This window comes from Pseudohaliea sp. (genome assembly GCF_040217025.1).
Lineage (GTDB): Bacteria > Pseudomonadota > Gammaproteobacteria > Pseudomonadales > Halieaceae > Pseudohaliea.
The window spans coordinates 1095344-1120845 of sequence record NZ_JAVJOA010000008.1; the positions used below are offsets into that span (position 1 = coordinate 1095344).

Genomic DNA, 25502 nt, shown 5'->3' on the forward strand with positions numbered 1-25502 from the left:
GGCGGCAGCGCACAGCAGGAGAGCGGCAGCGGCGAACCACGCCCGCTGCAGACCGCCTTTCCGCCTACCGGCTTGCTGACCTCCTGGCACCTGGCTCCGCCCCCGAACGAATCGACCGATTGTCGGCAAAAGTCACGAAGGCGGCAACCGCCGGAATCAGCCGCCGAGGAGCGTCACCAGCTGGTACACGCCAAGGGCGCCGAGGTAACCGGCCAGGCCGTAGGCCGCGAACATCTGCAGGGGCAGGCGCCAGGATCCGGCTTCGCGGCTCAGGATCGCCATGGTGGAGACGCACATCAGGGCGATGGCGAAGAACACCAGGAGCGCGAGACCGGAGGCGAGGCCCAGGTCACTCGCCTGGATGTAGTTCACCAGCGGCACCATGTTTTCCTCGGCGGACTCGATGCCGAACATCGCGCCGAGGGTGCCGACGAAGACCTCCCGCGCGAGGAAAGAGGTCATGATGGCAACGCCATAGCGCCAGTCCAGCCCGAGGGGCTCGAAGAGCGGACCGACGAAGCGGCCGAGCTGGCCGAGCCAGGAGCTGCCGAGGTCCGCACCGCCGTTGGGGAAGTAGCCGAGGAACCAGACCGCCACCGTGACCGTGAGGATGATGCCGCCGGCCTTGGTGATGAAGTGCTTGCAACGCTGCCAGGCCTTGCGCAGCAGCGGCACCCAGGCCGGCAGGCGGTAGGGCGGCATCTCCAGCACGAAGGGCAGGTCCGTGAAGTGGTCTTTGCGGCTGCGGGAGACAAGCCCGGTGACCAGGAGACCGCAGAACATGCCGAAGAAGTAGACCGCAAACATCGCCAGGCCCTGCAGGCCGACGAGCCCGCCAAGGGCCGTGGTATTGGGGATGAAGGCGGCGATCAGCAGCGTGTACACGGGCAGCCGTGCCGAGCACGGCATGAGCGGGATCGCCAGGTAGGTCAGCAGGCGCTTGCGCGGGGAATCGATGGAGCGCGCCGCGTAGATGCCCGGGATGGCGCAGGCAACCCCCGACAGCATGGGGATGAAGCTCTTGCCGGTCAGACCGAAGACGCGCAGCGGCTTGTGGCAGATGAGCGCCGCCCGCGCCATGTAGCCCGAGTCCTCGAGCATGCCGATGACGAAGGTGAGCACGAAGATCTGCGGCACGAAGACCAGGAAAGCGCCGAGGCCGGAGAACACGGCGTCGGCGGTAAAATCCTTGCCCAGCTGCCAGGGTACGAGGGGGACGACCAGCCCCGCCAGCCAGCCGAGGCCCGCCTCCACGGCGTCCATGGCCGGGGCGGCCCAGGTGAAGATTGACTGGAAGAGCAGGTACATGATGGCGAAGAAGGCGAGGCCGCCGAACGCCGTGTGCAGGAAAAAGGCGTCGAGACGCGTCTGCGTGCGCACCAGCAGGTCGCCGCGGGGCCCGTACTTGCGCGCGAGCTGGTGCGCGTTGCCGCGCAGGATCACATCGGGCGTGTGCGCCACGCCGTCGTCGTGGGGCCAGGGGTCCTCCCCGGCCGCCGCCTCGCCGCGCAGCCGGCAGAGCAGCTCGGGCACACCCTTCCCCGTGCGCGCGGAGATCGGCAGCACCGGCGCCGACAGCTCGCGGGACAGTCCGTCGAGGTCCACCTCCAGTCCGTGGCCGGCAAGGATATCCATCATGTTGGCGAGCACGAACACGGGCTTGCCGCGGCGCTCGCACTCGCGAATGACCTGCAGCGTGAAGTAGAGGCTCTTCTCCAGCCGCGTGACGTCGATGAGACAGAGCACGTGGGAGACGTCCGGGTCTTCGAGACCCTGCTGGAACTGCTCGACCGCCACCTGCTCCTCGCCGGAGATCGGCTGCAGCGAATAGGTGCCGGGGTAGTCGACCAGCGTCGTGTCCTCGAGGTCGGAGAAACGCCCGCTGGCCACCTCGACGGTGATGCCGGGGAAGTTCGCGACCTTCTGCGAGAGACCCGTGAGGCGGTTGAAGAGCAGGCTCTTGCCGCAGTTGGGGCTGCCGATCAGGATGACCTTACGTGTCATGGGACTCCAGCTTGATGTGGCTGGCTACCTCGTCGTCGAGGGAAAACACCGTATTGCTCACGCGGAAGACCTTGGGTGAACCGAAGGCCGGGGCCTGCAGACAGGTGACGGTCTCGCCGGGGTGGAAGCCCATTTCCATCAGGCGCACGCGGTAGTGCTCTGCGAGGCTGTCGTCGTAGCCAGCGATCACGCCGCCCTCACCCCTGCGCAGGGACCAAAGGCTCCGGGGCGCCCTGCTGTCCGCGGCGGTCGTCATACCGGCCTTGTTCCCTGCCGCCATGCTGGCTTCCATCCTGGCCTCCCTCTGCAACCTCGCCGTGGCTGTTGCGGTGCCTTCCAACGCCGAGGCATCACGGCGTCGCGCGCTCTCGCTGCTGCGCCGACCAAAGATGCGAATAATAACCGTTTATAGCCAGCAAGTCATCGTGCGTGCCGCGCTCGACCACGCGCCCGGCGCTGAGGACCACCAGTTCGTCCGCATCGACCACCGTGGACAGCCGGTGCGCGATGACCAGCGTCGTGTGGGCGCGCGCGAGATCCTTGAGCGCGTCCAGCACCGCCGCTTCGGAGCGGCTGTCCAGGGACGAGGTCGCCTCGTCGAACACGAGGATGGGCGCGTCCTTGAGCAGGGCGCGGGCGATCGCCACCCGCTGTTTCTCGCCGCCGGAAAGCTTGAGCCCCCGCTCACCCACCGTGGTGTCCAGTCCCTCCGGCAGCTCCGCTACGAACTCCGCCAGGTGGGCGCGCGACAGCGCCGCCTGTACCTCCTCGTCACTCGCCCCGGGACGGCCGTAGCGGATGTTTTCGCGCAGGCTGTCGTTGAACAGCACGGTGTCCTGGGGAACGATGCCGACGGCCTCGCGCAGGCTCTCCTGGGTGAGCGAGCGCAGGTCCTGGCCGTCGATGCGCACCGCGCCGGACGCGGGATCGTAAAAGCGGAACAGCAGTTTCACAAGCGTGGACTTCCCGGCCCCGCTGGCGCCGACGAGGGCCACCTTCTTCCCGGGCGGCACCCGGAAGCTCACGGCGTCGAGCACCGGCCGCCCGTTCGGGTAGTGAAAGGAGACTTCGTCGAAGACCACCTCGCCGCCGCTGACCGCCAGCGGGCGCGCGCCCGGAGCGTCGCGGATCGCCGGCTCGCGGTCCAGCAGCGTGAACAGGTTCTCGATGTTGGCGAGGGAACTCTTGATCTCCCGGTAGACGAAGCCGAGAAAGCCCAGGGGCATGAACAGCTGCAGCATGAACTGGTTGATGAGCACGAAGTCCCCGAGGCTGAGCACGCCGCTGCTCACCTGCCAGGCGGCGAGGCCGATCACGGCGGTCTGCGAGAGCGCGATGATCAGCGCCTGCCCCGCGTTGAGGGCGAAGAGCGAGAGCCGGTTGGAACGCCGCGCCTGCTCCCACTCGGCGAGGGATCGGTCGTAGCGGTCCGCCTCGTAGCCTTCGTTGGTGAAATACTTCACCGTCTCGTAGTTGAGCAGGCTGTCCACGGCGCGCGTGTTGCTGCTCGAGTCGGCCTCGTTCACCGCGCGCACGAAGCGCGTCCGCCACTCCGTGGCGCGGAAGGAGAAGAGCGCGTAGGCCAGCACCGAGGTGACAACCACCCCCGCGTAGGTGACGCCGTAGTTGAACAGGAGGATGCCGGCGACCATGACGATCTCGAACAGGGTCGGTGCGATGTTGAAGACGAAGAAGCGCAGCAGGAAGCTGATGCCCGTCGTGCCGCGCTCGATATCCCGCGCGAGGCCGCCGGTGCGCCGGTTCAGGTGGTAATCGAGCTCCAGGCTGTGTACGTGGCGGAAGGCGGTAAGCCCGATGCGGCGCATGGCGCGCTCGGTCACCCGGCCGAAGAGCGTATCGCGCAGTTCGCCGAAGAAAACGTTGGCAAAACGCGCCGCCCCGTAGGCGAGCACCAGGCCGAAGAGGAGCCGGCCCGCGAGGGCCGGGGCCTCCGCGCCGTCGAGGCCGTCGACGAGGTGCTTGAGCAGGAAGGGGATGGCCAGCAGCGCCCCCTTCGCTGCCAGCAGGCAGGCGAGGGCCAGCCCGATGCGCGGCCAGTTGCCGGCAAGGAGTGGAACGAGCCGCCCCAGGACGCGGAAATCCAGGCGTCCCGAGGGCGGGTCTGTCAGGGGGGTGCCTCGCATGGCTCTGCGCCCGGCGCTTGCGCCCGGGGCTCGCTGTCAGGGATGGGTGCGCCTCGCGGCGCCGCGCCCGTGGCCGCGCCGGCCGCGGGCAGGAGATGCTTCAGTCGACGATGAGCCCGGCGGCATCGGCCGCGGTCAGGCCCAGGGTCTGCACGACCATGTTGAAGAACTCCGCCTCGCTGCTGGAGACACGCTCGTCCGCGTGCATGACCTCCACCAGGCCGCCGACGATGGCGCGCCGCTGATCCTTGGACAGGCGCGGGCTCGCCTCGGCCAGGCACTTGTGCAGGGGTACCATCTCGTACACCTTCGACAGCGCGGCCGTGCGCACATCGGCGCTGGAGATCTCCTCGCCGAGGCGCTCCTTGATGACGCGCTGGACCGTGCTGACCTCCGCCGGGTGCGAGTAGGCGTCGGCATCCGTGGCCCGGGCGAGCACCAGCACGAACAGCTCGCGGAAAATATCCTCGTCGGAAGTCTCCGCCCGCTCACCGAAGAGCTGCCTGACCTTGCTGAAATCCACCAGTGCCATGTTGTCCTCCCGAACGGCGAATTGCGAAAGCGCAGAGCATAGCCTGTTACCCGCGCGATGAACACCACCGCGGGGCGGCGTTCCGGCCCCCCGCGGGCGCGGCCCACCGGGCGTTCGCCGCTGTCGAATTGCAAAGGCGGCGGCGGCAGGCGACACTTGTAGTGACAAGCGCCAACGAAACTGACCCGGAGACACCATGGCAAACGAGGGTTACCACGAACCGGTCGAGGAGCTGTCCGCCGAAACGCGCGACATGCACCGGGCGATCATTTCCCTGATGGAGGAACTGGAGGCGGTGGACTGGTACAACCAGCGCGTCGACGCCTGCCGGGACGAGGAGCTCAAGCGCATCCTCGAGCACAACCGCGACGAGGAAAAGGAGCATGCGGCCATGGTGCTGGAGTGGATCCGGCGCCGCGACCCGTCCTTCGACAGCGAGCTCAAGGACTACCTGTTCACGGACAAGCCCATCGCGCACGGCTGACGCCGTAGCCGACGGAGCGACCATCTTGGCAGGAGCACTGGACACCGTCGGCTGGCGGGAATGGCTGCGCTTTCCCTCGCTGGGCATCGACGCCATCAAGGCCAAGGTCGATACCGGCGCGCGCACCAGCTGCCTGCACGCCTTCGAGCTCGAGCCCTTCGAGCGTGGCGGTGAGCGCTGGGTCGCCTTCGCCATGCACCCGTTCCAGCGCGACGAGACGACCGTGCTGCGCTGCGAGGCACCGGTCGTCGACCAGCGCCGCGTGCGCGACTCCGGCGGCCACGCGGAACAGCGCTATGTGATCGCCGTGCCCATCGGGCTGGGACCCTACACTTTCGACGCGGAAGTCACGCTGACCAGCCGGGACACGATGCTGTTCCGCTGCCTGCTCGGGCGCACCGCGCTGCGCGGCCGCTTCCTCGTCGACCCGGGTCGCTCCTACCTCATCGGCAAGGCACCCCCCGCCGGCGCAGCGCCAGCGCAGGCCGCGCCCCAGCAAGGAGGAACCAGAACATGATCATGAAAATCGGCATCCTGTCCCGTAACCGCAGGCTCTATAGCACGAGCCGGCTGGTGGAGGCCGCAACGGAGCGCGGCCACGAGGTCCACGTCCTCGACACCCTCAAGTGCTACATGGACATCAACTCGGCCAAGCCGATGATCTATTACAAGGGCGAACCGCTCGAGGGCTATGACGCGGTGATCCCGCGCATCGGCGCCTCCATCACCGAGTACGGCACCGCGGTGATCCGCCAGTTCGAGATGATGGGCGTGTACTGTCTCACCGAGTCCATTCCCCTCGGCCGCTCCCGGGACAAGCTGCGGGCGCTGCAGCTCATGTCGCGCAAGGGCGTGGGCATGCCGGTCACGGGCTTCGCCCACGACGTGGAGAACGGCCGACAGCTCATCAAGATGGTCGGCGGAACGCCCGTGGTCCTGAAACTCCTCGAGGGCACGCAGGGCCGCGGGGTAGTCCTCGCCGAGACCTACAAGGCTGCAGAATCGGTCATCGACGCCTTCATCGAGCTGGGGGCGGACTTCCTCGTACAGGAGTTCATCAAGGAGGCCGGCGGTTCCGACGTGCGCGCCTTCGTCATCGGCCGCCGCGTGGTCGCGGCCATGGAGCGCAGCGCGGCGGAGGGCGAGTTCCGCTCCAACCTGCATCGGGGTGGCAGCGCCTCGGCGACCAAGCTCACGCCGGAAGAGCGGCGCACGGCGGTCAAGGCGGCGCAGACCATGGGCCTGTCGGTCGCCGGCGTGGATATCCTCCGCTCCTCCCGCGGGCCGCTGATCATGGAGGTGAACTCCTCCCCGGGCCTGCGCGGCATCGAGGAGGCCAGCGGCAAGGACATTGCCGGGCGCATCATTGCCTTCGTCGAGGAGAATGCGCGTCCCACCAAGAGCGACAGCCGCCGGACGCGGGGCTGACGTGGCGGGGGCACGACGCGAACCCATTGTCATCGGCGGTGTCAGCGTCGCCCCGGGGGAGCACCGGACCGTCGACGTCCCCGTCTCGCCGCTCTACACCCACGACGGTCTGTCCATCAGCGTCCAGGTTATTCACGGCAGCCAGCCGGGTCCCGTGGTGTTCATCTGCGCCGCGATCCACGGCGACGAGATAAACGGGGTGGAGATCATCCGCCGGCTCCTCAAGCACCGCTCCCTGAAGACCGTGCGCGGCACGCTGCTCGCCATCCCGATCGTCAATGTCTACGGCTTCCTCAACCACTCGCGCTACCTCCCCGACGGCCGCGACCTGAACCGCTCCTTCCCGGGCTCCGACGCCGGCTCCCTGGCCGCGCGCGTGGCCAACACCTTCCTGCAGGAGATCGTCCTCAAGTCCGACTACGGCATCGACCTGCACACGGGTGCGCGGCACCGGGCCAACTTTCCGCAGATCCGCGCCGACCTCGACATGGAGGGGGCCCGCGGCATGACCGAAGCCTTCGGCGTGCCCCTGGCGCTGGACTCGAAGATTCGCGACGGCTCCCTGCGAGAGGCGGCCGGGGACGCGGGCATCCCGGTCATCCTCTACGAGGCCGGGGAGGCGCTGCGCTTCGAGGAGATGTACATCCGCGCAGGCGTCAGCGGCATCGTCAACGTGCTCCGGCACCTCGGCGTGCTCCGGCGCAGCCGCCGCAAGTACCCGCTGCGCCCGCCGATCGTCAGCGGCCAGTCGAGCTGGCTGCGCGCCCCGGAGAGCGGCATCCTCAGCACCCTGGTCCCCCTCGGCGCGAAGGTCGTGGCCGGACAGACCATCGGTGTCGTCGCCGATCCCCTCGGCTCCCGGGAAAGCCCCCTCGAGGCCACCCACGACGGCGTCGTCATCGGGCGCACCAACCTGCCGCTCGTCTACGAGGGCGACGCGGTGTTCCACATCGCCCGCTACGGCCGGCGCACGGACCTCGTAGAGCGCCACGTGGAAGAATTCCAGGAACACTACGAAAGCCAGGAGCCCTGACCGGGTGCTATACTTCGCGCGCTGAGCCCGCTTCCAGGGTACTGGCCGGACGTCTCCCTTATGCGAAAAAACCTGATCACCGCCACGCTGATCGCCGTCGGCATATTGCTGTGGCTTTTGACTGGCGTGCTCGGCAGTGACGACGGCGACCGGGCGGCCAACCCGCCGGCGCTCGCCGACGTGCAGCCGCGGGAGACGAGCCGTGAGCCCGTTGCCGTGCGCGCCCGGGAGAGCCGCGCCGAGCCCCGGCAGCGCATCCTGTCCCTGCGCGGGCGCACGGAGAACAAGCGCACCGTGGAGGTCCGCGCCGAGATTACCGGCCGCGTGGTCGAGCGGCCCGTGGAACGCGGCAGCCGCGTTGCCAGGGGCGAGGTGCTCTGCCGTTTCTCCATCGACGACCGGGAGGAAGCCGTGGCCGAGGCGGAGGCCGCCCTGCAGCGGGCGCGCATCGAGCACGAGGGCGCGCTCAAACTGCGCGACAAGGGGCTGCAGTCGGCCACCGCCATCGCGCAGACCGAGGCCAACCTAGCCGCCGCCCGCACCACGCTCAAGCGCCAGCAGCTGAACCTCGAACGCACGACGCTGCGCGCGCCCTTTGCCGGGGTGGTCGAGGCCGTGGCCCTCGAGATCGGCGACTACGCCACGCCCGGCACGGCCTGCGCCACGCTGCTCGACCTGGACCCGATGCTGGTGACGGCGCGGGTCACCGCGGCGGACGCGGTCAAGCTCACCCCGGGGTCGCCGGTGCGCACGGTGACCGCCACGGGCAGGGAGCTCACCGCGACGCTCAGTTTCATCGGCAAACAGAGCGATGCCGCAACACGCACCTACGCCCTGGAGGCGACGGTACCCAACCCGGACTACAGCCTGCGTTCCGGTGTTCCGGCGACGCTGCGTATACCGATAGAGGAGGTTCTCGCGCACCGGGTGTCCCCGGCCCTGTTCAGCCTGGATGACGAAGGCCAGCTGGGCATGCGCCTTATCGATCAGGACAATCGGGTGGAGTTCCGTACCATCGACATCATCGAGGATGGGCCGGAGGGGACCTGGGTGACCGGCCTGCCGCCGGTGGCCCGCATCATCACGGTGGGCCAGGAGTATGTCTTCGAGGGCCAGCGGGTGCGAGTCGAGCAGGATGACCCGATGACCCTGTCTGCCCGGGCGGCACCATGATCGGTTTCATTGACTCGGCCATCAGCCGCACGCGCAGTACCTTGCTGGTGATGTTCATGGTCGTGCTCGTGGGCCTGATCGCCCGCGCCATCCTGCCGATCGCCAACGAGCCGCACGTGGAGGCTCCGTTCTTCTACGTCGGTATTCTCCACGAGGGCATCTCGCCGGAGGATGCGGAGCGCCTCCTCATCCAGCCGATGGAGATTGAGCTGCGCAAGATCGAGGGCATCGAGGAGGTCACCGCACTGGCCTCCGAGGGCAACGCCACCCTGTTCATCGAGTTCGATGCGGACATCGACCTTGACGAGGCCCTGAGCGATGTCCGGGAGGCGGTGGATCGGGGCAAGGCGGAGATACCGAGTACGGCGGAAGAGCCCATGGTGCGCGAGCTCCAGGTCAACGACTTCCCCATGATCCAGGTCAGCCTCATCGGCGACGGCGTGCCCGAGCGCGACGTCTTCGAAGCTGCCGTAATGCTGCGCGATGCGATCGAGACCATCCCCGAGGTGCTGAAGGCGGAGCTGCGAGGCGAGCGCGAAGAAGTTCTTGAGGTCCTGGTCGATCCCGAGGCACTGGAGCAATATTCGGTTTCCAGCGAGGAACTCATCAACACGCTGCAGCGCAACAACCGGCTTATTCCCGCAGGCAGCATTGATACCGGTCGCGGTCGCTTCGCGGTCAAGGTCCCCTCCGTCGTGGAGGAGCCGGAGGATGTCCTGTCGCTGCCGGTGCGCAGCGACGGTTCTACTGTCGTCACGTTCGCCGACATCGCCACCGTTCGCAAGACTTTCAAGGACCGGACCAGTCACGCCCGGGTCAATGGGCGGGAGGCGATAACCGTTGCCGTATCGCGGCGAGCCAACGGCAATATTATCGAGGGCGTGCAGGCGGTCCGCGCCATGGTGGATGAACTGCGACCGCGTATTCCAGCCGCCATAGAGCTGCTCGTGACCCAGGACCAGGCGGAGTTCGCCACGCTGCAGGTGACTGAACTGCAGGGCAACATCTTCACGGCGCTGGCCCTGGTCATGGTGCTTGTGGTCGCGACCATGGGCTTCCGCAGCGGTCTCATCGTCGGCCTCGGCATACCCGTTTCCCTGCTCTTTTCCGTCGCTGTCATCTACCTCCTGGGCTTTACCTTCAACTTCATGGTGATGTTCGGCATGCTGCTCGGCCTCGGCATGCTCATCGACGGTGCCATCGTGGTTACGGAGTACGCCGATCGCCGCATGGGAGAGGGTGTAGAGCATCGGACAGCCTACTCCGAAGCCGTGAAGCGGATGTTCTGGCCCGTAACTGCCTCCACAGCCACCACCCTGGCCGCGTTCCTGCCGCTGATTTTCTGGCCGGGTATCTCGGGCAAGTTCATGAGCTACCTGCCGATTACCGTATTCACCGTGCTGGCGGGTTCCCTGCTCTATGCACTCCTGTTCGGCCCGGTCCTGGGCACGGTCTTCGGCAGGCCGACGATCCACAGCGAAGCCGCGGCGGAGCAGATGCACGAGCTGGAAACCGGAGATCCAACCCGGCTGAAATCGCTGACCGGGGCCTACGCCCGTTTCCTCGACGCTGTCACACGGCGGCCCGGCATTACCATCGGCATCATCGCCCTCGCCCTCTCGACGATTTTCTGGGCCTACGGCCGCTACGGCGTCGGCATGGTGTTCTTTTCCGACTCGGACCCGCAGTTCATCCAGGTATCAGTCCGGGGCAGAGGGAATTTCTCGGCTGAAGAAGTCGACCGCCTGGTCTGGCAGGTAGAGGAGCGAATTCTCCAAATCGAGGGCATCCGCGCTGTTAACGCACGAACGATCCTTCCCGGCAGCAACGGCCTTGGCCGGGGAGTCGACGCTACGGCAGACCGCATCGGAGCGATTTTCGTGGAGCTGCACCCGGAGCAGGACCGGAGCCGTTCCGGTAGCGAGCTATTGCAGGCGATCCGGGATCGCACGAGCGGAATGCCGGGTATCGTGGTCGAGGTCTTCGGCGAGGAAATGGGACCGCCGGTGGGCAAACCGATACAGATCGAAGCGCGCTCCCGCGAGCGGGCTCTCCTCGAGCCGGCTATCGCACGCATCCGCGCGTACCTCGACACGCTCCCGGAGCTCGTGGATATCGACGACACCCGCGCGCTCCCCTCCATCGAATGGCGCATGGAAGTAGACCGGGCGGAGGCATCGCTCTACGGCGCCGACGTGGTCGCCGCGGGCATCGCCGTCCAGCTGGTTACCAACGGCGTCAAGATCGCTGAGTACCGCCCCGACAGCTCCGAGGATGCCGTGGACATCCGGGTCCGCTATCCGGCGCGGTATCGGGGCGTGGAAGCGATGCGCAACCTGCGTCTGAGCACTGCCCAGGGCCGCGTTCCGCTCAGCAATTTCGTGACCGTGACGCCACGGCAGGGTGTGGACACCCTCGAGCGGATCGACGGGATACCGGTGGAGCGCATCCGCGCGGACGTGGTCGACGGCGTCCTCGCCGACACCATGGTGCGACGCATAGAGGACTGGCTCGCGACACAGTCCTTCGATCCGGCTCTGGATATCCGCTTCCGCGGCGCGAACGAGGAGCAGAACGAGTCCATCGCCTTCGTGCAGGTAGCCTTCCTGCTCTCGCTGCTGCTCATGTTCGTACTGCTGGTGACCCAGTTCAACAGTTTCTACCAGAGCACCCTGATCCTGCTGGCGGTCATCATGTCGACAGCCGGCGTCCTGCTCGGCCTGCTGCTGCTCGGTGAGCCCTTCAGCGCGATTCTCAGTGGCGTCGGCGTGGTAGCGCTGGCGGGCATCGTGGTGAACAACAACATCGTCCTCATCGACACGTTCAATTACGTCCGCAATGAACACCCGGAGCTGTCCACGCAGCAGGTCATCGTCCGTTCCGCCTCGCAGCGCCTGCGCCCGGTGTTGCTGACCACGGTGACCACTGTTTTCGGCCTCCTGCCGCTGGCCTGCGGACTCTCCGTGGACCTGATCAACCGCAGCGTCACCGCGAGCGGGCAGATGTCCACCTTCTGGGGACCCCTGTCGCAGGCCATCGTCTTCGGCCTGTCCTTCGCAACGATCCTCACCCTGGTGGCCACGCCGGCCATGCTTGCCCTGCCGGCACGGCTCCGCGAGCTGCTGGGCCGCCTGCGCCGGGGCGGCAGCGAGGCCGTGGCGGCGTCCTGAGCCGTCCGGCCGCCGCTAACGCCGAGCGACAAACCGCCGCGGATCCGGTATGCTCCGCCCCGCACGAGCTGGCCGTGCCCGACTATCCGCCAGCGGTCATCCCGGATATCCCCTATGACTTTTGCCGATCTCGGCCTCAGCGATGCACTGCTGAAGGCCATCGCCGAGCGTGGTTACGACACGCCCTCCCCGATCCAGCGCGGCGCCATCCCAGACATTCTTGCCGGCCACGACCTCATGGCCGCGGCCCAGACCGGCACCGGCAAGACCGCTGCCTTTACCCTGCCCCTGCTGCAGCGCCTCGCCGAGGGCCCGCAGGCGCCGCCGCGTCAGGTACGCGCGCTCGTGGTCACCCCGACCCGCGAACTGGCCGCGCAGGTCCATGACAGCGCGGTGCACTACGGCGCCCACCTGCCGCTGCGCGCGGAAGTCGTCTTCGGTGGCGTCAAGATCAACCCGCAGATCGCGCGCTTGAAGCGCGGCTGCGACATCCTCGTGGCCACGCCCGGAAGGCTCCTGGACCTGCACCAGCAGGGCGCGGTGGCCTTCGATGCGCTGGAGGTGCTGGTGCTGGACGAGGCCGATCGCATGCTCGACATGGGTTTCATCCACGACGTGCGCCGTATCGTCGCCCTGCTGCCGACGAAACGGCAAACGCTCATGTTCTCCGCGACCTTCTCCACGGACATCCGCCGCCTGGCCCAGGGCTACCTGCACAAGCCGCGGGAGGTAGAGGTCGCTCCGGCGAACTCCACGGCCGATACCGTGGAGCAGTGGGTCTACCCGGTGGACAAGGGCCGCAAACCGGACCTGCTCTCGCACCTCATCCGCGAGCGCGATTGGCACCAGGTGCTGGTGTTCTCGCGCACCAAGCACGGCGCCAACCGCCTCGCCAAGCGCCTGGAGCGGGACGGCATCGTCGCCGAGCCGATCCACGGCAACAAGAGCCAGAATGCCCGCACCCGCGCGCTCGAAGGCTTCAAGAACGGCCGCGTGCAGGCCCTGGTGGCCACGGACATCGCCGCGCGGGGCCTCGATATCAGCGGCCTGCCGCAGGTAGTGAACTTCGACCTGCCGAACGTCTCCGAGGACTACGTGCACCGCATCGGCCGCACCGGCCGCGCCGGTGCCACCGGGCACGCCTATTCGCTGGTGTGCGCGGAAGAGGCGGAGTACCTGCAGGGAATCGAGCGGCTCATCCGGCGCAGCCTGCCGCGGGAACAGGTGCCGGGCTTCGAGCCGACGGAACCGCTGCCCGAACCCGGTGCGGGCCGCGCGCGCGCCGGCGGGCACGCCGCGCCGGGCGACCGCCGGCCGGCCGGCGGCAGGGAGGCTCCCTCGGGCCAGCAGCGGCGGCGACGCCAGAGCCGCGGTCGCGGCCGCGGGGCCGCGTCAGCAGCGAGCGGCGGCAACCGCTAGCGGCGCGCCTGGCAGGTCCCTAGAGCCCCGCGGACAGCGCCGGGATGACCCGGTGCAGCATCTCGTCGTTGAGCGAATAGTCCACGGGCACCTCCACGAGGTGCACCGCAGGTTCCTCGAGGCAGCGCGCCAGCAGCGGTTCCAGCTCAGCCGTGGCGCCGACACGCCAGCCGCGGGCGCCGTAGGCCTCGGCGTAGCGCACGAAGTCCGGGTTGCCGTAGTCGAGACCGAAATCCGGCAGCTGCATGTCGGCCTGCTTCCACTTGATCATGCCGTAGGCATCGTCGCGCAGCACCAGGACCACCAGGTGCAGGCCGAGGCGCACCGCGGTCTCCATTTCCTGGCTGTTCATCATGAAGCCGCCATCGCCACAGACCGTGAGGACCGGGCGCTCCGGGTACACGAGCTTCGCGGTCATGGCCGAGGGCAGCCCGGCGCCCATGGTCGCCAGGGCGTTGTCCAGCAGCAGCGTATTCGGATGCGCCGCCGGGTAATTGCGGGCGAACCAGATCTTGTAGATGCCGTTATCCAGCGTGACGATACCCTCGGCGGGCATGGCCGCACGCACGGCCCGGACTAGCCGCTCCGGGCGCAGGGGGAAGCGGTCGTCTTCCTCGGACTCGGCCCGGTGCGCCAGGTAGGCCTCGTGGGCGCGGCGAAAGAGCTCGAAGTTCCAGTGCGGCTGTGGCGCGATGCGTTCCTTGATCTGCCAGATGCTGTTGGCGATGTCGCCCACCACCTCGAGCTGCGGGAAATAGACCGGGTCCACCATCGCCGAGTCGAAGTTCACGTGCATGACCTGGCGCCGGTCCGTGGTGCGCATGAAGAACGGCGGCTTCTCCACCACGTCGTGGCCGACATTGATGATGAGATCCGCCGCCTCCACCACCCGGTGCACGAAGTCGTGATCCGACAGCGCCGTGTTGCCGAGGAAGCGCGGGCCGTGCTCGTCAAGCACGCCCTTGCCCATCTGCGTGGTGATGAAAGGGATGTCCGTCTTCGCCACGAACTCGCGCAGCATCTTCGCGGTCAGCTTGCGGTTGGCCGCCGCGCCGATAAGCAGTACCGGCGACTGCGCCGCCTCGATCATCGCGACGGCCCGGTCGATGGCCTTGTACTCGGCGATGGGCCGGCGCACCGCGCTTGGCGCGATCAGGCCCGCGTCCGTGCTCTCCGCGGCGATGTCCTCGGGCAGCTCGATATGGGCGGCGCCGGGGCGCTCCTCGTGGGCCAGGCGGAAAGCCTCGCGCACCACGGCCGGCACCCGGTCACCGCTCACTACCTGCACCGTGTACTTGGTCAGCGGCTGCATCATGTCAACCACGTCCAGGACCTGGAAGCGCCCCTGCTTGCTGGTCTTGATCGGCTTCTGGCCGGTGACCATGAGCATGGGCATGGCGCCGAGCTGGGCATAGGCCGCGGCAGTGACGAGGTTGGTTGCCCCGGGGCCCAGCGTGGAAAGGCAGACGCCGACCTTGCCCGTGAGCCGGCCGTAGGTGGCGGCCATGAAGCCCGCCGCCTGCTCGTGCCGGGTCAGCACGAGGCGGATGGACGAGGTGCGCAGCGACTCGAGCAGGTCCAGGTTCTCCTCCCCGGGAATGCCGAACACGTACTCGACCCCCTCGGCCTCGAGGGCGCGGACGAACAGGTCCGAGGCTTTCATGGCGACTCCTTCTCCGGCGGTGATCCTGTCGTGGCTACGCGCTGCCGCCGGGGGCAGTTCATTCGCCGGTAGGCGCGAGCAGGTCCAGCGCCATGGCGGTCATGGCGGCGATACCGGTGCGCAGTGTCGGTTCCGGGTCCGGTGCAAAGAACGGCGAGTGCAGGGACGGCAGCGTGGCCTCGCCGCGCTGGTGGCGGTCCCAGAGATCCTGCGGAACGACGCCGAGGCGGATCATGAAGCTGGGGATCTGTTCCTCCGTGCGTCCGTAGCGGGCAAAGTCCTCGCCTCCCATTTCCTTCGGGACCTCGACGAGGTTCTCCGCGCCGATCGCGCCGGCCATGGCGGCGACACCGCGCTCGACCAGCGCCGGGTCGTTCCATAGCGCCGGTGTGTACTCGTCGCGGATCTCCACGTCCGGGGCGAGTTCACCGTCGAAACCCAGGGCTTCGGCCTGCTTCACGGCGATGCGGCGGATGCCGTCGAGCAGCGTGGCCCGCGCCTCGTCCGAGTAGGAGCGCACCGTGAGCTGCAGCGTGGCACTGTCCGGAATGATGTTGTGCTTGGTGCCGGCGTGGATCGAGCCCACGGTCACCACGCCCGGCTCCGTCGGATGCAGTTTCCGGGAGACGAGCGTCTGCAGGTCCATGATGATGGCCGCGGCGAGGACGATCGGGTCCTTCGCCGCGTGCGGGTAGGCGCCGTGACCCCCGACGCCCTTGAGGCGGATATCCACCGAGTCGACGTTGGCCATCATCCAGCCGGGGACGTAACCCACCTTGCCGGCCGGCAGCGTCGCCAGGGTGTGCAGGGACAGGTTGTAATCGGGTGTCGGGAACTCCTCGAAGAGCCCGTCGGCGAGCATCATGCGCGCCCCGGCGCCGCGCTCCTCGGCCGGCTGGGCAATGACCACCAGCGTACCCTGCCACTCACCCCGCCGCGCCGCGAGATCCCGGACCGTGGCCGTACCCACGGTCATGTGCACGTCGTGACCGCAGGCGTGCATCACGTGCACCGCCTGGCCGTCCTGCTCCGTGGCCGTGGCCTCGCTGGCGTAAGGCAGGCCGGTCTGTTCCTTCACCGGCAGGCCGTCCATGTCCATGCGCAGCATGACCGTCGGCCCGTCACCGTTTTCCAGCAAGCCGACCACGCCGTAGCCGCCGACGCCTTCCGTCACCGTGTAGCCCGCATCGCGCAGCTCGGCCGCGATCGTGGCGGCGGTCTCCTCCTCCTGGAAGGACAGCTCGGGGCTCGCGTGGAGCGCCTTGTAGAAGGCGAGCGGCTCGAAGGCGAGGGCGGGGGCAGCGAGAGCGAGGCCGAGGAGCACGGCGAGGACAGTACGTGGCATGGGGAGATCTCCGGGTAGCTTTGCGGCGAGTCTAGCAAATCGGGGCCCGCCCCGCCGTCGGCCTTCCCCGCTCCGGTGCTATGCTGGCCGCCACCCGAAGCAACCGGAGTCCCGCCGTGCGACAACGCCTCCCCGCCACTCTCCTCTGCCTGTTGAGCCTCGCGCTGGCACCGGCCGCCCCTGCCGACCCGGAAAAGAACGCTGAAGCCTTCCGACGGCTGCTGGCAGACCACTGGGCGCGTGCGCAGGAGGAACAGGTGTTCTTCCGCACGGACCCGGACGCCTTCCGCCCGGACGGCGCGCTGCCGGATGTCGGCCCCGAAGGTCGCGCCCGGCGGGAGGCCTTCAACCGCGCCATGCTGGAGCGCCTCGAGGCGATTGACGGCGATGCGCTGGAAGGCCAGGAGCGGCTGAGCTACCGGCTCTTCCGCTACGAGCGCGAGACCGAGGCGGCCAGCTACGCGCAGCCCGGGCACCGCTTCCCGATCACGGCCCTGTTCGGCTTCCACAGCTACTTTGCCGATGCGCCGGCAAACATGGATTTTTCCTCCGTGGCCGACTATGAACGGCTGCTCGAGAGCTTCCTCGACTATCCGCGCTACAACCGGCAGCAGATCGCCAACCTGCAGGAGGGCATCGACAGCGGCTACACGCAGCACTGCGCGGCCATGGCCGGCTACGGGAGAACGATCAGCCGCTACCTCGTCGAGGACCCGGCCGACAGCGCCATGTACGAACCGTTCACCCGCTTCCCGCAGACCGTGCCGGCGCGCGAGCGCGAACGCCTCGCGGTGGCGGCCCGCACTGCCCTCGCCGACGCCGTGCTGCCTGCCTACGCGGCTTTCCTGCGCTTCTACGAGGAGCGCTACGCCCCGGCCTGCCGCGGGATGGAAGCCATCACCGGACTGCCGGGCGGGTACGACTACTACCGCTACCTGGTCCGCTACTACACGACCACCGCGATGACGCCGCGGGAAATTCACGACCTGGGCCTCGCAGAGACGAAGCGAATCCGGGCGGAGATGGACGCGATCATCGAGGCCAGCGGCTTCGAAGGCGACTTCCGCGCTTTCCTCGACCGGCTGCGGGAAGACCCCGCCTCCTACGCCGAGAGCCGTGAAGACCTGCTGGAGAAGATTGCGCTCATCGCCAAGACCATGGACGGCATGATGCCGCGCTTCTTCGGCAGGCTGCCGCGCATGCCCTACACGATCCGCGAGGCCGGGGGCCGCGGCGCCTTCTACGCCAGCGGCACCGCCGACGGACGCAACCCCGGTGTCTATTTCGTGAACGCCACCGATTACAAGGCCAAGCCGCTGTACACGCTGGAGGCGCTCACGCTGCACGAGGCGGTGCCCGGGCACCACCACCAGATGGCGCTCGCCCTGGAACTCGACCTGCCGCCCTTCCGGCGCACCCTGTACCACGCCGCCTTCGGCGAGGGCTGGGGCCTGTATGCCGAGAGCCTCGGCAGGGAGGCCGGCTTCTATACCGACCCGCGCTCGGACTTCGGCCGGCTGACCTACGAGATGTGGCGCGCGAACCGGCTGGTGGTCGACACGGGGCTGCACGCCTTCGGCTGGACACGCCGCGAAGCCATCGACTTCATGCTCGCGAACTCGGCGCTGACGGAAGCGGAGATCACGGCCGAGGTGGACCGCTACATCACCTGGCCCGCGCAGGCACTCGCCTACAAGGTCGGCGAGCTGCGTATCCAGGCGCTCCGCGACCAGGCCGAAGCAGCGCTGGGCGAGGCCTTCGACCTGCGCGCCTTCCACGACCTGGTGGTCGGCAACGGCTCCCTGCCGATCGCCCTGCTCGAGGACCTGGTGTCCGACTGGATCATTCGCCGACGCTAGTTTCCACGCGCAACGCGGCCGGCGCCAGACCGGCACACTGGAATAGAACGGCCGCGGCGAAAGAAGACTTAGGGCGTCGGCAACGCCGGCAGCAGAGTGACCTCGAACTCCGAATTATCGACCCGCAAGGGCTTGATGGCCTCGTAGGCCGGATCATGCCAGAAGGCCCGGGCCGCCGCAGCGCAGGGAAACTGCGAGACCACCATGCCTCGCCCCGCGGGTGGCTCGCCCTCGAGAATCTCGAGGATCGGGCTAATCGCCAGGTAGTGACCACCGTGCTTGTCGTAGAGACCGCTCTGCGCCAGCGCCGCTGCGTAGGCACCGAACGCCTCGCGATCGTGAATCTCACCGTAGACCAGCATGATCACCGGCTCGTCGCAGGCTTCCCCGATGGCGGGGTCCGCCAGCGCGCCGGTCGGCAGCCAGCAGAACATCAGGGCGATCAGGAGACGCAGGGCGGGGGCTGGGTTGGACATGGTTCACCTCCTCAGGCTTGTCGGACGGCCGGCGGCCGCTGCACCGCACCGTCGTCCGCGGCAGCGGCGACGATGGCGGCATAAAGGGTATCGGCCGCCGGTGACAGGGGCCGCTCACTGCTGGCGACCAGGCTCGCGTGCCGCGTCACCCCGGGGCTGTCGACGGACAGCACGTGCACACCATAGCTCTCGCGCACCAGCCGGTTTGCCAGCAGCGCCGGCGACGTCATGATCAGCAGGTCGTTGCTGGCAAGCAGGCGCATGCCGACCCGGTAAGCATCGGTGCCGATGAAGCGGGTGGGCGGCGCGAGGCCGCGGGCGACAAAGGCCTCGGTTATCACATCGACATCGGAGGGCCGCGAGTACGGCACCAGCCACGGGTAGCCCTGCAGATCCTCGAGCGTCGGGCTGGCGAGCCTGGCGGCCGGGTGCGCCGCGCGGCAGGCGACCACGTCGCGCGCGGAGTAGATCACGCGGGCCTCGAAGCCCGCGGGCAGGGTCATGTTGCTGACGCCAGCCGCGAGGAAATCGAACTCACCGTTGTAAAGGCGGGCCATGAGCTGCTCGGAGTAGCCCTGCACGAGATTGACCCGCAGGTCCGGCCGCTCGGTGAGGATCGCGCTCACCGCCCGCGCCACGATGTCCTCGGCGAAGGTTTCCCCGATGCCGAGGGTCACCGTCCCGGAACGCGCGCTGGCCAGGTTGCTGATGTCGCGGCGCGCACGCTGGTCCGCCGCCAGCTGGGCGCGGGCATGGGGCAGCAGGGCGTGCCCGGCGTCGGTCAGCCGCGTCACGCCGCCGGGGGCGCGGTCGAAGAGACGGGCGTCGAGCTCCTTCTCGAGCGCAGCGATGCTGGCGCTGACCGCCTGCTGGGTCAGGCCGACCTGTCGCGCGGCCTCGGCCAGCGAGCCGGAATCGACGACGGCGAGGAAGCGCTCGAGCTGCCGTAGCTCCACCGGGTGCCTCTCCTTCAGTTGACTGCTTCTTGGTGCACTGCTTCCAGCAGGCCTGTTCCGGTGCACGCCTTCCGGTGCACCCCTGCCGGTGCACTGCCTCTAGTGCATTTCTTCGCCACCGCTGACGTTGAGCGCCTCACCGGTAATGAACGCGGCGTCATCGGAGGCCAGGAAGGCGGCGGCGGCCGCGGTATCGCCAGGGAGACCCACCCGACCGAGGGGAATCCGTTCGGCAATGCCGCGCCGGTAATCCTCCGGCGTCAGCCCGCGCAGGGAGGCAAAGTACTCGCTCTGCTTCGCACCGAGGCCCGTGGTGACATGATTCGGGCACACGGCATTCACGGTGATGCCATCGGCGGCCAGGTCGATGGCAGCCGTGCGCGTGAGCCCGATGAGTCCGTGCTTCGAGGCGACGTAGGGTGCCATGTGGCGGAAACCGCTCTTCGCCGCCTGGCTGGCGATATTGACGATACGACCGCCGTTTCCCGACTCGCGCATGCGCGCTGCCGCGGCCTGCGTACAGAGAAAGGCACCGGTCAGGTTCACGTCGAGGACGAGCTGCCAGTCCTCCACGGCCAGTTCAGCCAGCGGCTTCATCACGTACCCCACGCCCGCGTTGTTCACCAGCACATCCACGCTGCCGAAGGCGTCGATCACCGCATCGAAGAGCGCCTCGACCTGTGCGGGCTTGCGGATATCGCAGGGCACGCAGAGCACCTCGGCGCCGCTGCCGCGCAGCCCGGCCGCCACCGCTTCCATCTCGCCAGTGGTACCGATGTGATCCTCGCCGAGGCCGCTATCGGCACGCCCGAGGTCCGTTACCACCAGGCGGCAGCGCTCCTCCGCAAAGCGCTGGAGGATTCCCTCGCCGAGTCCCCCGCTGCGCCCGGAGCCGGTACACACAACGACCTTGCCGGCGAGGCCCTTCATGCAGGGAGCCGCTCCGTGATCATGAACACGGGGTCGGCGGCGAACTCGCGAAACTGCGCGGCCACCTGTTGCACGGCGTCGCCGGCGGCCTCGGCGCGGAAACCGTCCAGGTCGCTGAGCTCGATGATCTCCACGTAATCGTAGGGCGCATCGGCGCCGGCAAGGGTGCCGGTGCAGCGGTAGACGTCGAAGGCATCGCAGTGCTCGAGGCGGCGCACCGTGGCCATGTCGACCTCTGCGGCCCAGCGCTCGTAGGCGGCCACGTCGGCCCCCGACTTCAGGTTGAACAGGACGATGAGGGTGGTCATGCGGCACTCCCTTGCAGTGATCAGGCTGGCGACGGTCTCGACTGCCCGTTTATACAAAACCATTTTGTATTTGACAAGATAAATACAATTATTATTATTCACCTGATCACTGACCGACCGCAGCCCGAGGACAGCGCCATGAGCCGCCCCCTGCACCACGACCTCAATGTCGACTTCACCCAGGCCGAGCGCGCCCGCAAGGACTTCGTGTCCAGCCTGCGCGCCCATGTACTCACGACCATGGCCGGCGGCATGCGCGAGTACTACGAGGACCGCGTCGCGCCCGACCTCGCGCGCCGCAACGGCGAGGCACCGGCCGACGGCCAGGCCATCCATCGCGCGCTGCGCGGTGGCAAGGTTTTCGGTTTCTACAGCGCGGTGCGCACCAGTGCCCAGGAAATGGTCTTCGACTCGGTGATCGCGGGCGTCGAGCGCGACGGCGAGACACTCCGCGACAAGTCCCGGTCCCTGGCCGGCGGCACGGGCGGCAGCCTCGCCCTGGACCCGTCGCTGCCGATACCCCGCAGCGTCAGCGAGATCGACGTGCACCTCGCGCCCGGCAGCTACCACGCCGAGTATGCCGAGGACGACGTCAGCGCCGGCGCCGTGTACGACAACGCGATCCAGGTATTCACCTTCGGCCAGTTCGGCACCGAGCTCAACGATATCGGCCAGACGATGGCCAACTATGTCCGCCTCAAGTACCCGGAGTTCAAGCCGGCGCGTATTCTCGATTGCGGCTGCACCATCGGTCACAACACCCTGCCCTGGGCCCAGGCCTTCCCCGATGCCGAGGTCACCGGCATCGATGTGGCGCCCGGTATCCTGCGCTACGCGCACGCGCGGGCGCGCAGCCTCGGTGTGCCGGTGCACTTCCGGCAGATGGACGCGACGGCGATGGACTTCGAGGACGAGAGTTTCGACGTGGTCTTTTCATCCATGTTCCTGCACGAGTTGCCCCTCAAGGACATCCGCGCCTACTTCCGCGAGGCCTACCGTGTGCTCAAGCCCGGCGGCCTGCTCTGGACCATGGAGCTGCCCCCGAACGCCAGGATGGGCTCCTGGGAGAGCTTCTACCTCGACTGGGACAGCTTCTACAACAACGAGCCCTTCTACAAGACGTTCCGCGACCAGGACTACCAGGCGCTCATCGCCGCCGCCGGCTTCGGCGAAAAAGCCTTCATCGAAGCCACCCTGCCCCGCTACAGCTTCGTCGGTGAAGAGGCCTTCGCCGCCGACATCGGGGCCCCCACGACGTTCGACAGCCAGACCGGGCGCATGGACCCGAAGGGAACGCGCTGGTACGGCTTCGGCGCGTTCAAGCAGGCGCAGGCGTAGTGGGTACAGCAGGCAGACGGCAACCAGGCACAGGAAGGAGACAGGCAATGAGTGAACTGCCAAGGAAAGCACGCGGCCGCCGCAACCAGTTCTTCGCGGCGGACGGTGTCGATGAACTGATCAGCATGGTGCTGGAACTCGCCGCCGACGTGTCGGCCCTGCGCGAGCGCCAGTACATCCTGGAGCAAGTGCTCTCGGCCAACGGTATCGCCGCCGGCGAAGCCATCGAGGCCTGGGAGCCGACCGACGCGGACCGCCAGGCCCTGGCCGAGGCCCGGGAGCGCATGCTCTCCGGCCTCCTGCGCAACCTGCAGGCCCCGCGCGGCACCGAGGTCAGCGAAGCCGCCGCAGCGGCCGAGGAAGAGCACCGGGACAACGCCGCCTGATGCGCACGGCGGCTCGACGGGCGCCGCGATGAGCGAGCAGCCCTACCCCACCCTGTTCAGCCCCTGCGAACTCGGCGGTGTCCCGCTCAGGAACCGCCTCGCCCACGCCTCCATCGTCACGCGCTTCGTCAGCGACGGCGAGGCTACCGAGACGCTGCTCAACTATTACCGGAGCCGGGCCCGCGGCGGTACCGGCCTGATCGTCACCGAGCCCATCGCGATGACCGCCTGGAACCGGGTGCCGACACGGCTGCGCGCCTGGGACGACGGGGCGCTCGACTCGCTGAAGCGCTGCGCCGGTGTCGTCGAGAGCGAGGGCACGCGGCTCCTCGGCCAGGTCCAGGACAGCGGCCGTGGCCGCCACGCGGTCGGACGCAACGACGGCGCCGTTGGCGCCTCTGCCCTCCCCGACGACCTGAGCTGGACCGTGCCCCGCGTCCTCTCGGCGGACGATATCCGCCGCATGATCGACGACTGGGCGGCCGGCTGCCGGCGCCTCAAGGCCGCGGGCTTCAGCGGCGTGGAGATCTCCGCCGGCCACGGGCACCTCTTCCACCAGTTCCTGTCGCCCTGGTCCAACCGGCGCGAGGACGCCTATGGCGGTGACCTCGAGGGCCGCACCCGTTTCCTGCGGGAACTGATCGAGGCCATCCGCACAGCCTGCGGCCGACCGTTCATCATCGGCCTGAAGCTGCCGGGAGACGACGGCGTCCCCGGCAGCATCGACCTCGCCGGCGCCCACGCCATCACCGCGCGCCTGGCGCAGGAGGCGGAGCAGTTCGACTACTGGACCTGGGCCTGGGGTGCGCACGCCAACAGCCTGTACCGGCACCTGCCCGACGCCCACGGCGAGCGGCACCCCTACCTCGACGCCATCCGCGAGCTGCGCCAGGCGGCGCCGGCGGTAGCCAGCGGCGCGATCGGCTACCTCACGGACCCGAACGAGTGCGAGACCGCACTCAGCGACGGCACGGCGGACCTTGTCTTCCTCGGCCGCCCGCTGATCACGGACCCGGCCTTCGGCCGCAAGGCCGAGAGCGGGCGCGAGGCAGCGATCCGCTACTGCGTATCCTGCAACACCTGCTGGCGCACGATCATCGAGGGCAGCCGCCTCGAGTGCGACAACAATCCCCGCGTCGGCAGCGAGGACGAGGACGACTGGCAGCCGGTGCAGGTCCGGCGCCAGCGCCACGTCGTGGTGGTCGGCAGCGGCATCGCCGGCCTGGAGGCCGCGCAGACGGCGGCGCGGCGCGGGCACCGGGTGACACTGGTCGGCGCCTCGGAGGAGCCCGGCGGCAAGACCCGCCTGCACGCCGAGCTGCCCGGGGGCGAGAACCTGAGCTCCATCTACGATTACCAGTACCTCGCCGGCCGTCGTGCCGGCGTGGCCTATCGCCTGGGCGAGGCCGCCGGCGCGGACAGCGTGCTCGCGCTCGCGCCCGATGCGGTACTCCTGGCAACCGGCGCGACGGCGGCGCCGCCGGCATGGATTCCCGGGGAATACCTCGAGATCGGTGCCGTCCCCGACGCCCGCGCCATGGCCCGCGAGATGCTCGGCCGCAGCGGCAGGGAGCCGGGCCGGGTGGTGCTCTTCGACCAGGATCACACGGAGATGACCTACGCGCTGGCCGAGCTGCTGACGGAGCGCTTCGAGGCCGTGAGCATCGTCACGCCGCGGGAGCGCATTGCCAGCGATGTCTCGCTCATCAACCGCCAGGGTATCTACCAGCGCCTCTACGAGCGCGGCGTGGAACTGGTCACCAGTTGCGTACCGCGGGACCTGGACGCGCTCGAGGAAGCGGCCCTGGACGTCGTCAACGTCTACAGCGGCGCGGTGACCCGCCTGCCGGACGTGGTGGCAGTGACCTACGCCACCTCCCGCGTGCCGGACAATGCCCTCGCCGCGCCGCTGGTGGCGGCGGGCGTCGAGGTCATCCCCATCGGTGACTGCCGGGCGCCGCGCACGGTGCTGGCGGCCACCCGGGAGGGCTACGAGGTGGCGCTGGCGCTCTGAGCAGCGGGCCCCGGGTCGGAGTCGGCGTCGAGGAAGTCGAGCAGTTCGGCTGCGACAGCCTCCGGCCAGAGCTCGAGGAAACCGTTGCCCCAGTCGGGATAATCCCGTCGCTCGCCGTTCGCCAGCAGCGCGTCGACGCGGCGCGTGTGCGTCACGAGATCATCGTTGATGTTCATCACCAGCAGCGGATGGGTGAGCGCGACGAGTTCCCGCGCGTAAGCCGCCGTGTGCTCGAAGGCGGCGCGGTGGCCCTCCTCGTAGTCCTCGCCGGCGCGCAGGTTGTCCGCCAGGGAGGCGGCGGCCATCGGCAGCGTCATGCCGGGCCCGCGGAAGCGGAGGATCCGCTCCCACATGATGCGAAAGCGCGTGCCCGCCTCGTCGAGGGGCAGCGGCGCGAAGAACGCGTGCAGCTCCGCCACTTCCCCGGCGGTGAACAGCGGCGCCGAGATGTTGACCAGGCGCGCGACCTCCCCGGGGCGCCGGCTCGCCGCGGCCACCGCCACCATGGAGCCCGTGTGGTAGCCCACGAAGTGCACCGGGCGCGGTAGCGCCAGGGCATCGATGACTTCCCAGGTCGCGGCGGCGTAGTCCGCGATGGAAACGCTCGCCGGGTCTGCCGGCGGGTCCGAGTCCCCGTAGCCCGGCAGGTCCGGCGCGATAACCCGCCGGCCATCGGCGAGCAGCGGCAGCACGCGGGCGAAGCTGCGACCGGACTTGGGCACCATGTGCAGGCAGACGATCGGCGGCAGGTCGCCGTCGGTGCCGGCCTCGCGCAGGTGCGCCTGGCCCGTGCTGACATCGACAAAACGGCGGCGGACGGTGCGGGGCATGGCTGACTCC

Annotated in this window: 22 protein-coding genes; 11 read left to right on the top strand and 11 right to left on the bottom strand. The window is 68.5% G+C overall.

Going from position 1 to position 25502, the window contains the following annotated elements:
* Positions 1-156: 156 nt before the first annotated feature.
* The 4 genes from feoB to RKE50_RS09205 all read right to left on the bottom strand — a co-directional run bounded on the left by feoB (position 157) and on the right by RKE50_RS09205 (position 4680).
* Complete coding sequence (feoB, locus tag RKE50_RS09190) at positions 157-2004, bottom strand: ferrous iron transporter B (RefSeq protein ID WP_350036058.1); 1848 nt, start codon at positions 2002-2004, stop codon at positions 157-159.
* Positions 1994-2296: a FeoA family protein gene (locus tag RKE50_RS09195; protein ID WP_350036059.1), complete on the bottom strand. Its 303-nt coding sequence runs from the start codon at positions 2294-2296 to the stop codon at positions 1994-1996. Before RKE50_RS09195 ends, feoB begins: the two co-directional genes overlap by 11 nt.
* A 58-nt stretch (positions 2297-2354) precedes the next feature.
* Positions 2355-4148: an ABCB family ABC transporter ATP-binding protein/permease gene (locus RKE50_RS09200; protein ID WP_350036061.1), complete on the bottom strand. Its 1794-nt coding sequence runs from the start codon at positions 4146-4148 to the stop codon at positions 2355-2357.
* Positions 4149-4248: 100 nt separating this feature from the next.
* Complete coding sequence (locus tag RKE50_RS09205) at positions 4249-4680, bottom strand: TerB family tellurite resistance protein (protein WP_350036062.1); 432 nt, start codon at positions 4678-4680, stop codon at positions 4249-4251.
* 196 nt (positions 4681-4876) lie between these two features.
* On the opposite strand from RKE50_RS09205, the gene RKE50_RS09210 reads away from it, so the two are divergent.
* The 7 genes from RKE50_RS09210 (at position 4877) to RKE50_RS09240 (ending at position 13387) form a co-directional block, all read left to right on the top strand.
* Positions 4877-5164 carry an encapsulin-associated ferritin-like protein gene (locus RKE50_RS09210; RefSeq protein WP_350036063.1) on the top strand — a complete coding sequence of 96 codons (288 nt, stop codon included), beginning with the start codon at positions 4877-4879 and terminating at the stop codon, positions 5162-5164.
* Between the two features lie 25 nt (positions 5165-5189).
* Complete coding sequence (locus RKE50_RS09215) at positions 5190-5681, top strand: ATP-dependent zinc protease family protein (RefSeq protein WP_350036065.1); 492 nt, start codon at positions 5190-5192, stop codon at positions 5679-5681.
* 2 nt (positions 5682-5683) lie between these two features.
* Positions 5684-6592, top strand: a complete 909-nt coding sequence (gene rimK / locus RKE50_RS09220) for a 30S ribosomal protein S6--L-glutamate ligase (RefSeq protein ID WP_350036498.1) — start codon at positions 5684-5686, stop codon at positions 6590-6592.
* A gap of 1 nt (position 6593) precedes the next feature.
* Entirely contained in the window at positions 6594-7625 is a 1032-nt protein-coding gene (locus tag RKE50_RS09225) for a succinylglutamate desuccinylase/aspartoacylase family protein (RefSeq protein WP_350036067.1), read from the top strand.
* Between the two features lie 60 nt (positions 7626-7685).
* On the top strand, positions 7686-8798 hold the full coding sequence (locus RKE50_RS09230) for an efflux RND transporter periplasmic adaptor subunit (protein ID WP_350036068.1): 1113 nt from the start codon (positions 7686-7688) through the stop codon (positions 8796-8798).
* Positions 8795-11968 (top strand): efflux RND transporter permease subunit, encoded by a 3174-nt coding sequence (locus RKE50_RS09235; protein WP_350036070.1) that lies wholly within the window; start codon positions 8795-8797, stop codon positions 11966-11968. Before RKE50_RS09230 ends, RKE50_RS09235 begins: the two co-directional genes overlap by 4 nt.
* Positions 11969-12082: 114 nt before the next feature.
* On the top strand, positions 12083-13387 hold the full coding sequence (locus RKE50_RS09240; protein WP_350036072.1) for a DEAD/DEAH box helicase: 1305 nt from the start codon (positions 12083-12085) through the stop codon (positions 13385-13387).
* Positions 13388-13406: 19 nt separating this feature from the next.
* On the opposite strand, the gene RKE50_RS09245 is transcribed toward RKE50_RS09240, so the two are convergent.
* Positions 13407-15050 carry an acetolactate synthase large subunit gene (locus RKE50_RS09245; RefSeq protein ID WP_350036075.1) on the bottom strand — a complete coding sequence of 548 codons (1644 nt, stop codon included), beginning with the start codon at positions 15048-15050 and terminating at the stop codon, positions 13407-13409.
* A 58-nt stretch (positions 15051-15108) separates the two neighbouring features.
* Complete coding sequence (locus RKE50_RS09250) at positions 15109-16395, bottom strand: amidohydrolase (protein ID WP_350036077.1); 1287 nt, start codon at positions 16393-16395, stop codon at positions 15109-15111.
* Between the two features lie 116 nt (positions 16396-16511).
* Here RKE50_RS09250 and RKE50_RS09255 point away from each other — a divergent pair, with 116 nt between their 5' ends.
* On the top strand, positions 16512-18254 hold the full coding sequence (locus tag RKE50_RS09255; protein ID WP_350036079.1) for a DUF885 domain-containing protein: 1743 nt from the start codon (positions 16512-16514) through the stop codon (positions 18252-18254).
* 68 nt (positions 18255-18322) lie between these two features.
* On the opposite strand, the gene RKE50_RS09260 is transcribed toward RKE50_RS09255, so the two are convergent.
* The 4 genes from RKE50_RS09260 to RKE50_RS09275 all read right to left on the bottom strand — a co-directional run bounded on the left by RKE50_RS09260 (position 18323) and on the right by RKE50_RS09275 (position 20924).
* Positions 18323-18730, bottom strand: coding sequence for a DUF1330 domain-containing protein (locus RKE50_RS09260; protein ID WP_350036081.1), 408 nt, complete (start codon positions 18728-18730; stop codon positions 18323-18325).
* A gap of 11 nt (positions 18731-18741) precedes the next feature.
* A complete protein-coding gene (locus RKE50_RS09265) occupies positions 18742-19686 on the bottom strand; it encodes a LysR family transcriptional regulator (protein ID WP_350036083.1) in 945 nt (314 codons plus the stop codon).
* 99 nt (positions 19687-19785) lie between these two features.
* Positions 19786-20616 (bottom strand): SDR family NAD(P)-dependent oxidoreductase, encoded by an 831-nt coding sequence (locus tag RKE50_RS09270; protein WP_350036084.1) that lies wholly within the window; start codon positions 20614-20616, stop codon positions 19786-19788.
* Positions 20613-20924 (bottom strand): RedY/HapK family protein, encoded by a 312-nt coding sequence (locus RKE50_RS09275; RefSeq protein WP_350036085.1) that lies wholly within the window; start codon positions 20922-20924, stop codon positions 20613-20615. Before RKE50_RS09275 ends, RKE50_RS09270 begins: the two co-directional genes overlap by 4 nt.
* A 138-nt stretch (positions 20925-21062) precedes the next feature.
* Here RKE50_RS09275 and RKE50_RS09280 point away from each other — a divergent pair, with 138 nt between their 5' ends.
* The 3 genes from RKE50_RS09280 to RKE50_RS09290 are packed head-to-tail and all read left to right on the top strand — an operon-like array spanning position 21063 to position 24662.
* Positions 21063-22262 (top strand): class I SAM-dependent methyltransferase, encoded by a 1200-nt coding sequence (locus RKE50_RS09280; RefSeq protein ID WP_350036086.1) that lies wholly within the window; start codon positions 21063-21065, stop codon positions 22260-22262.
* Positions 22263-22309: 47 nt separating this feature from the next.
* Positions 22310-22648: a hypothetical protein gene (locus tag RKE50_RS09285; protein WP_350036087.1), complete on the top strand. Its 339-nt coding sequence runs from the start codon at positions 22310-22312 to the stop codon at positions 22646-22648.
* Between the two features lie 28 nt (positions 22649-22676).
* Positions 22677-24662, top strand: a complete 1986-nt coding sequence (locus tag RKE50_RS09290) for an oxidoreductase (protein WP_350036089.1) — start codon at positions 22677-22679, stop codon at positions 24660-24662.
* Here RKE50_RS09290 and RKE50_RS09295 read toward each other — a convergent pair.
* Positions 24638-25492 carry an alpha/beta fold hydrolase gene (locus RKE50_RS09295; RefSeq protein ID WP_350036090.1) on the bottom strand — a complete coding sequence of 285 codons (855 nt, stop codon included), beginning with the start codon at positions 25490-25492 and terminating at the stop codon, positions 24638-24640. The genes RKE50_RS09290 and RKE50_RS09295 overlap by 25 nt on opposite strands.
* Positions 25493-25502 lie beyond the last annotated feature (10 nt).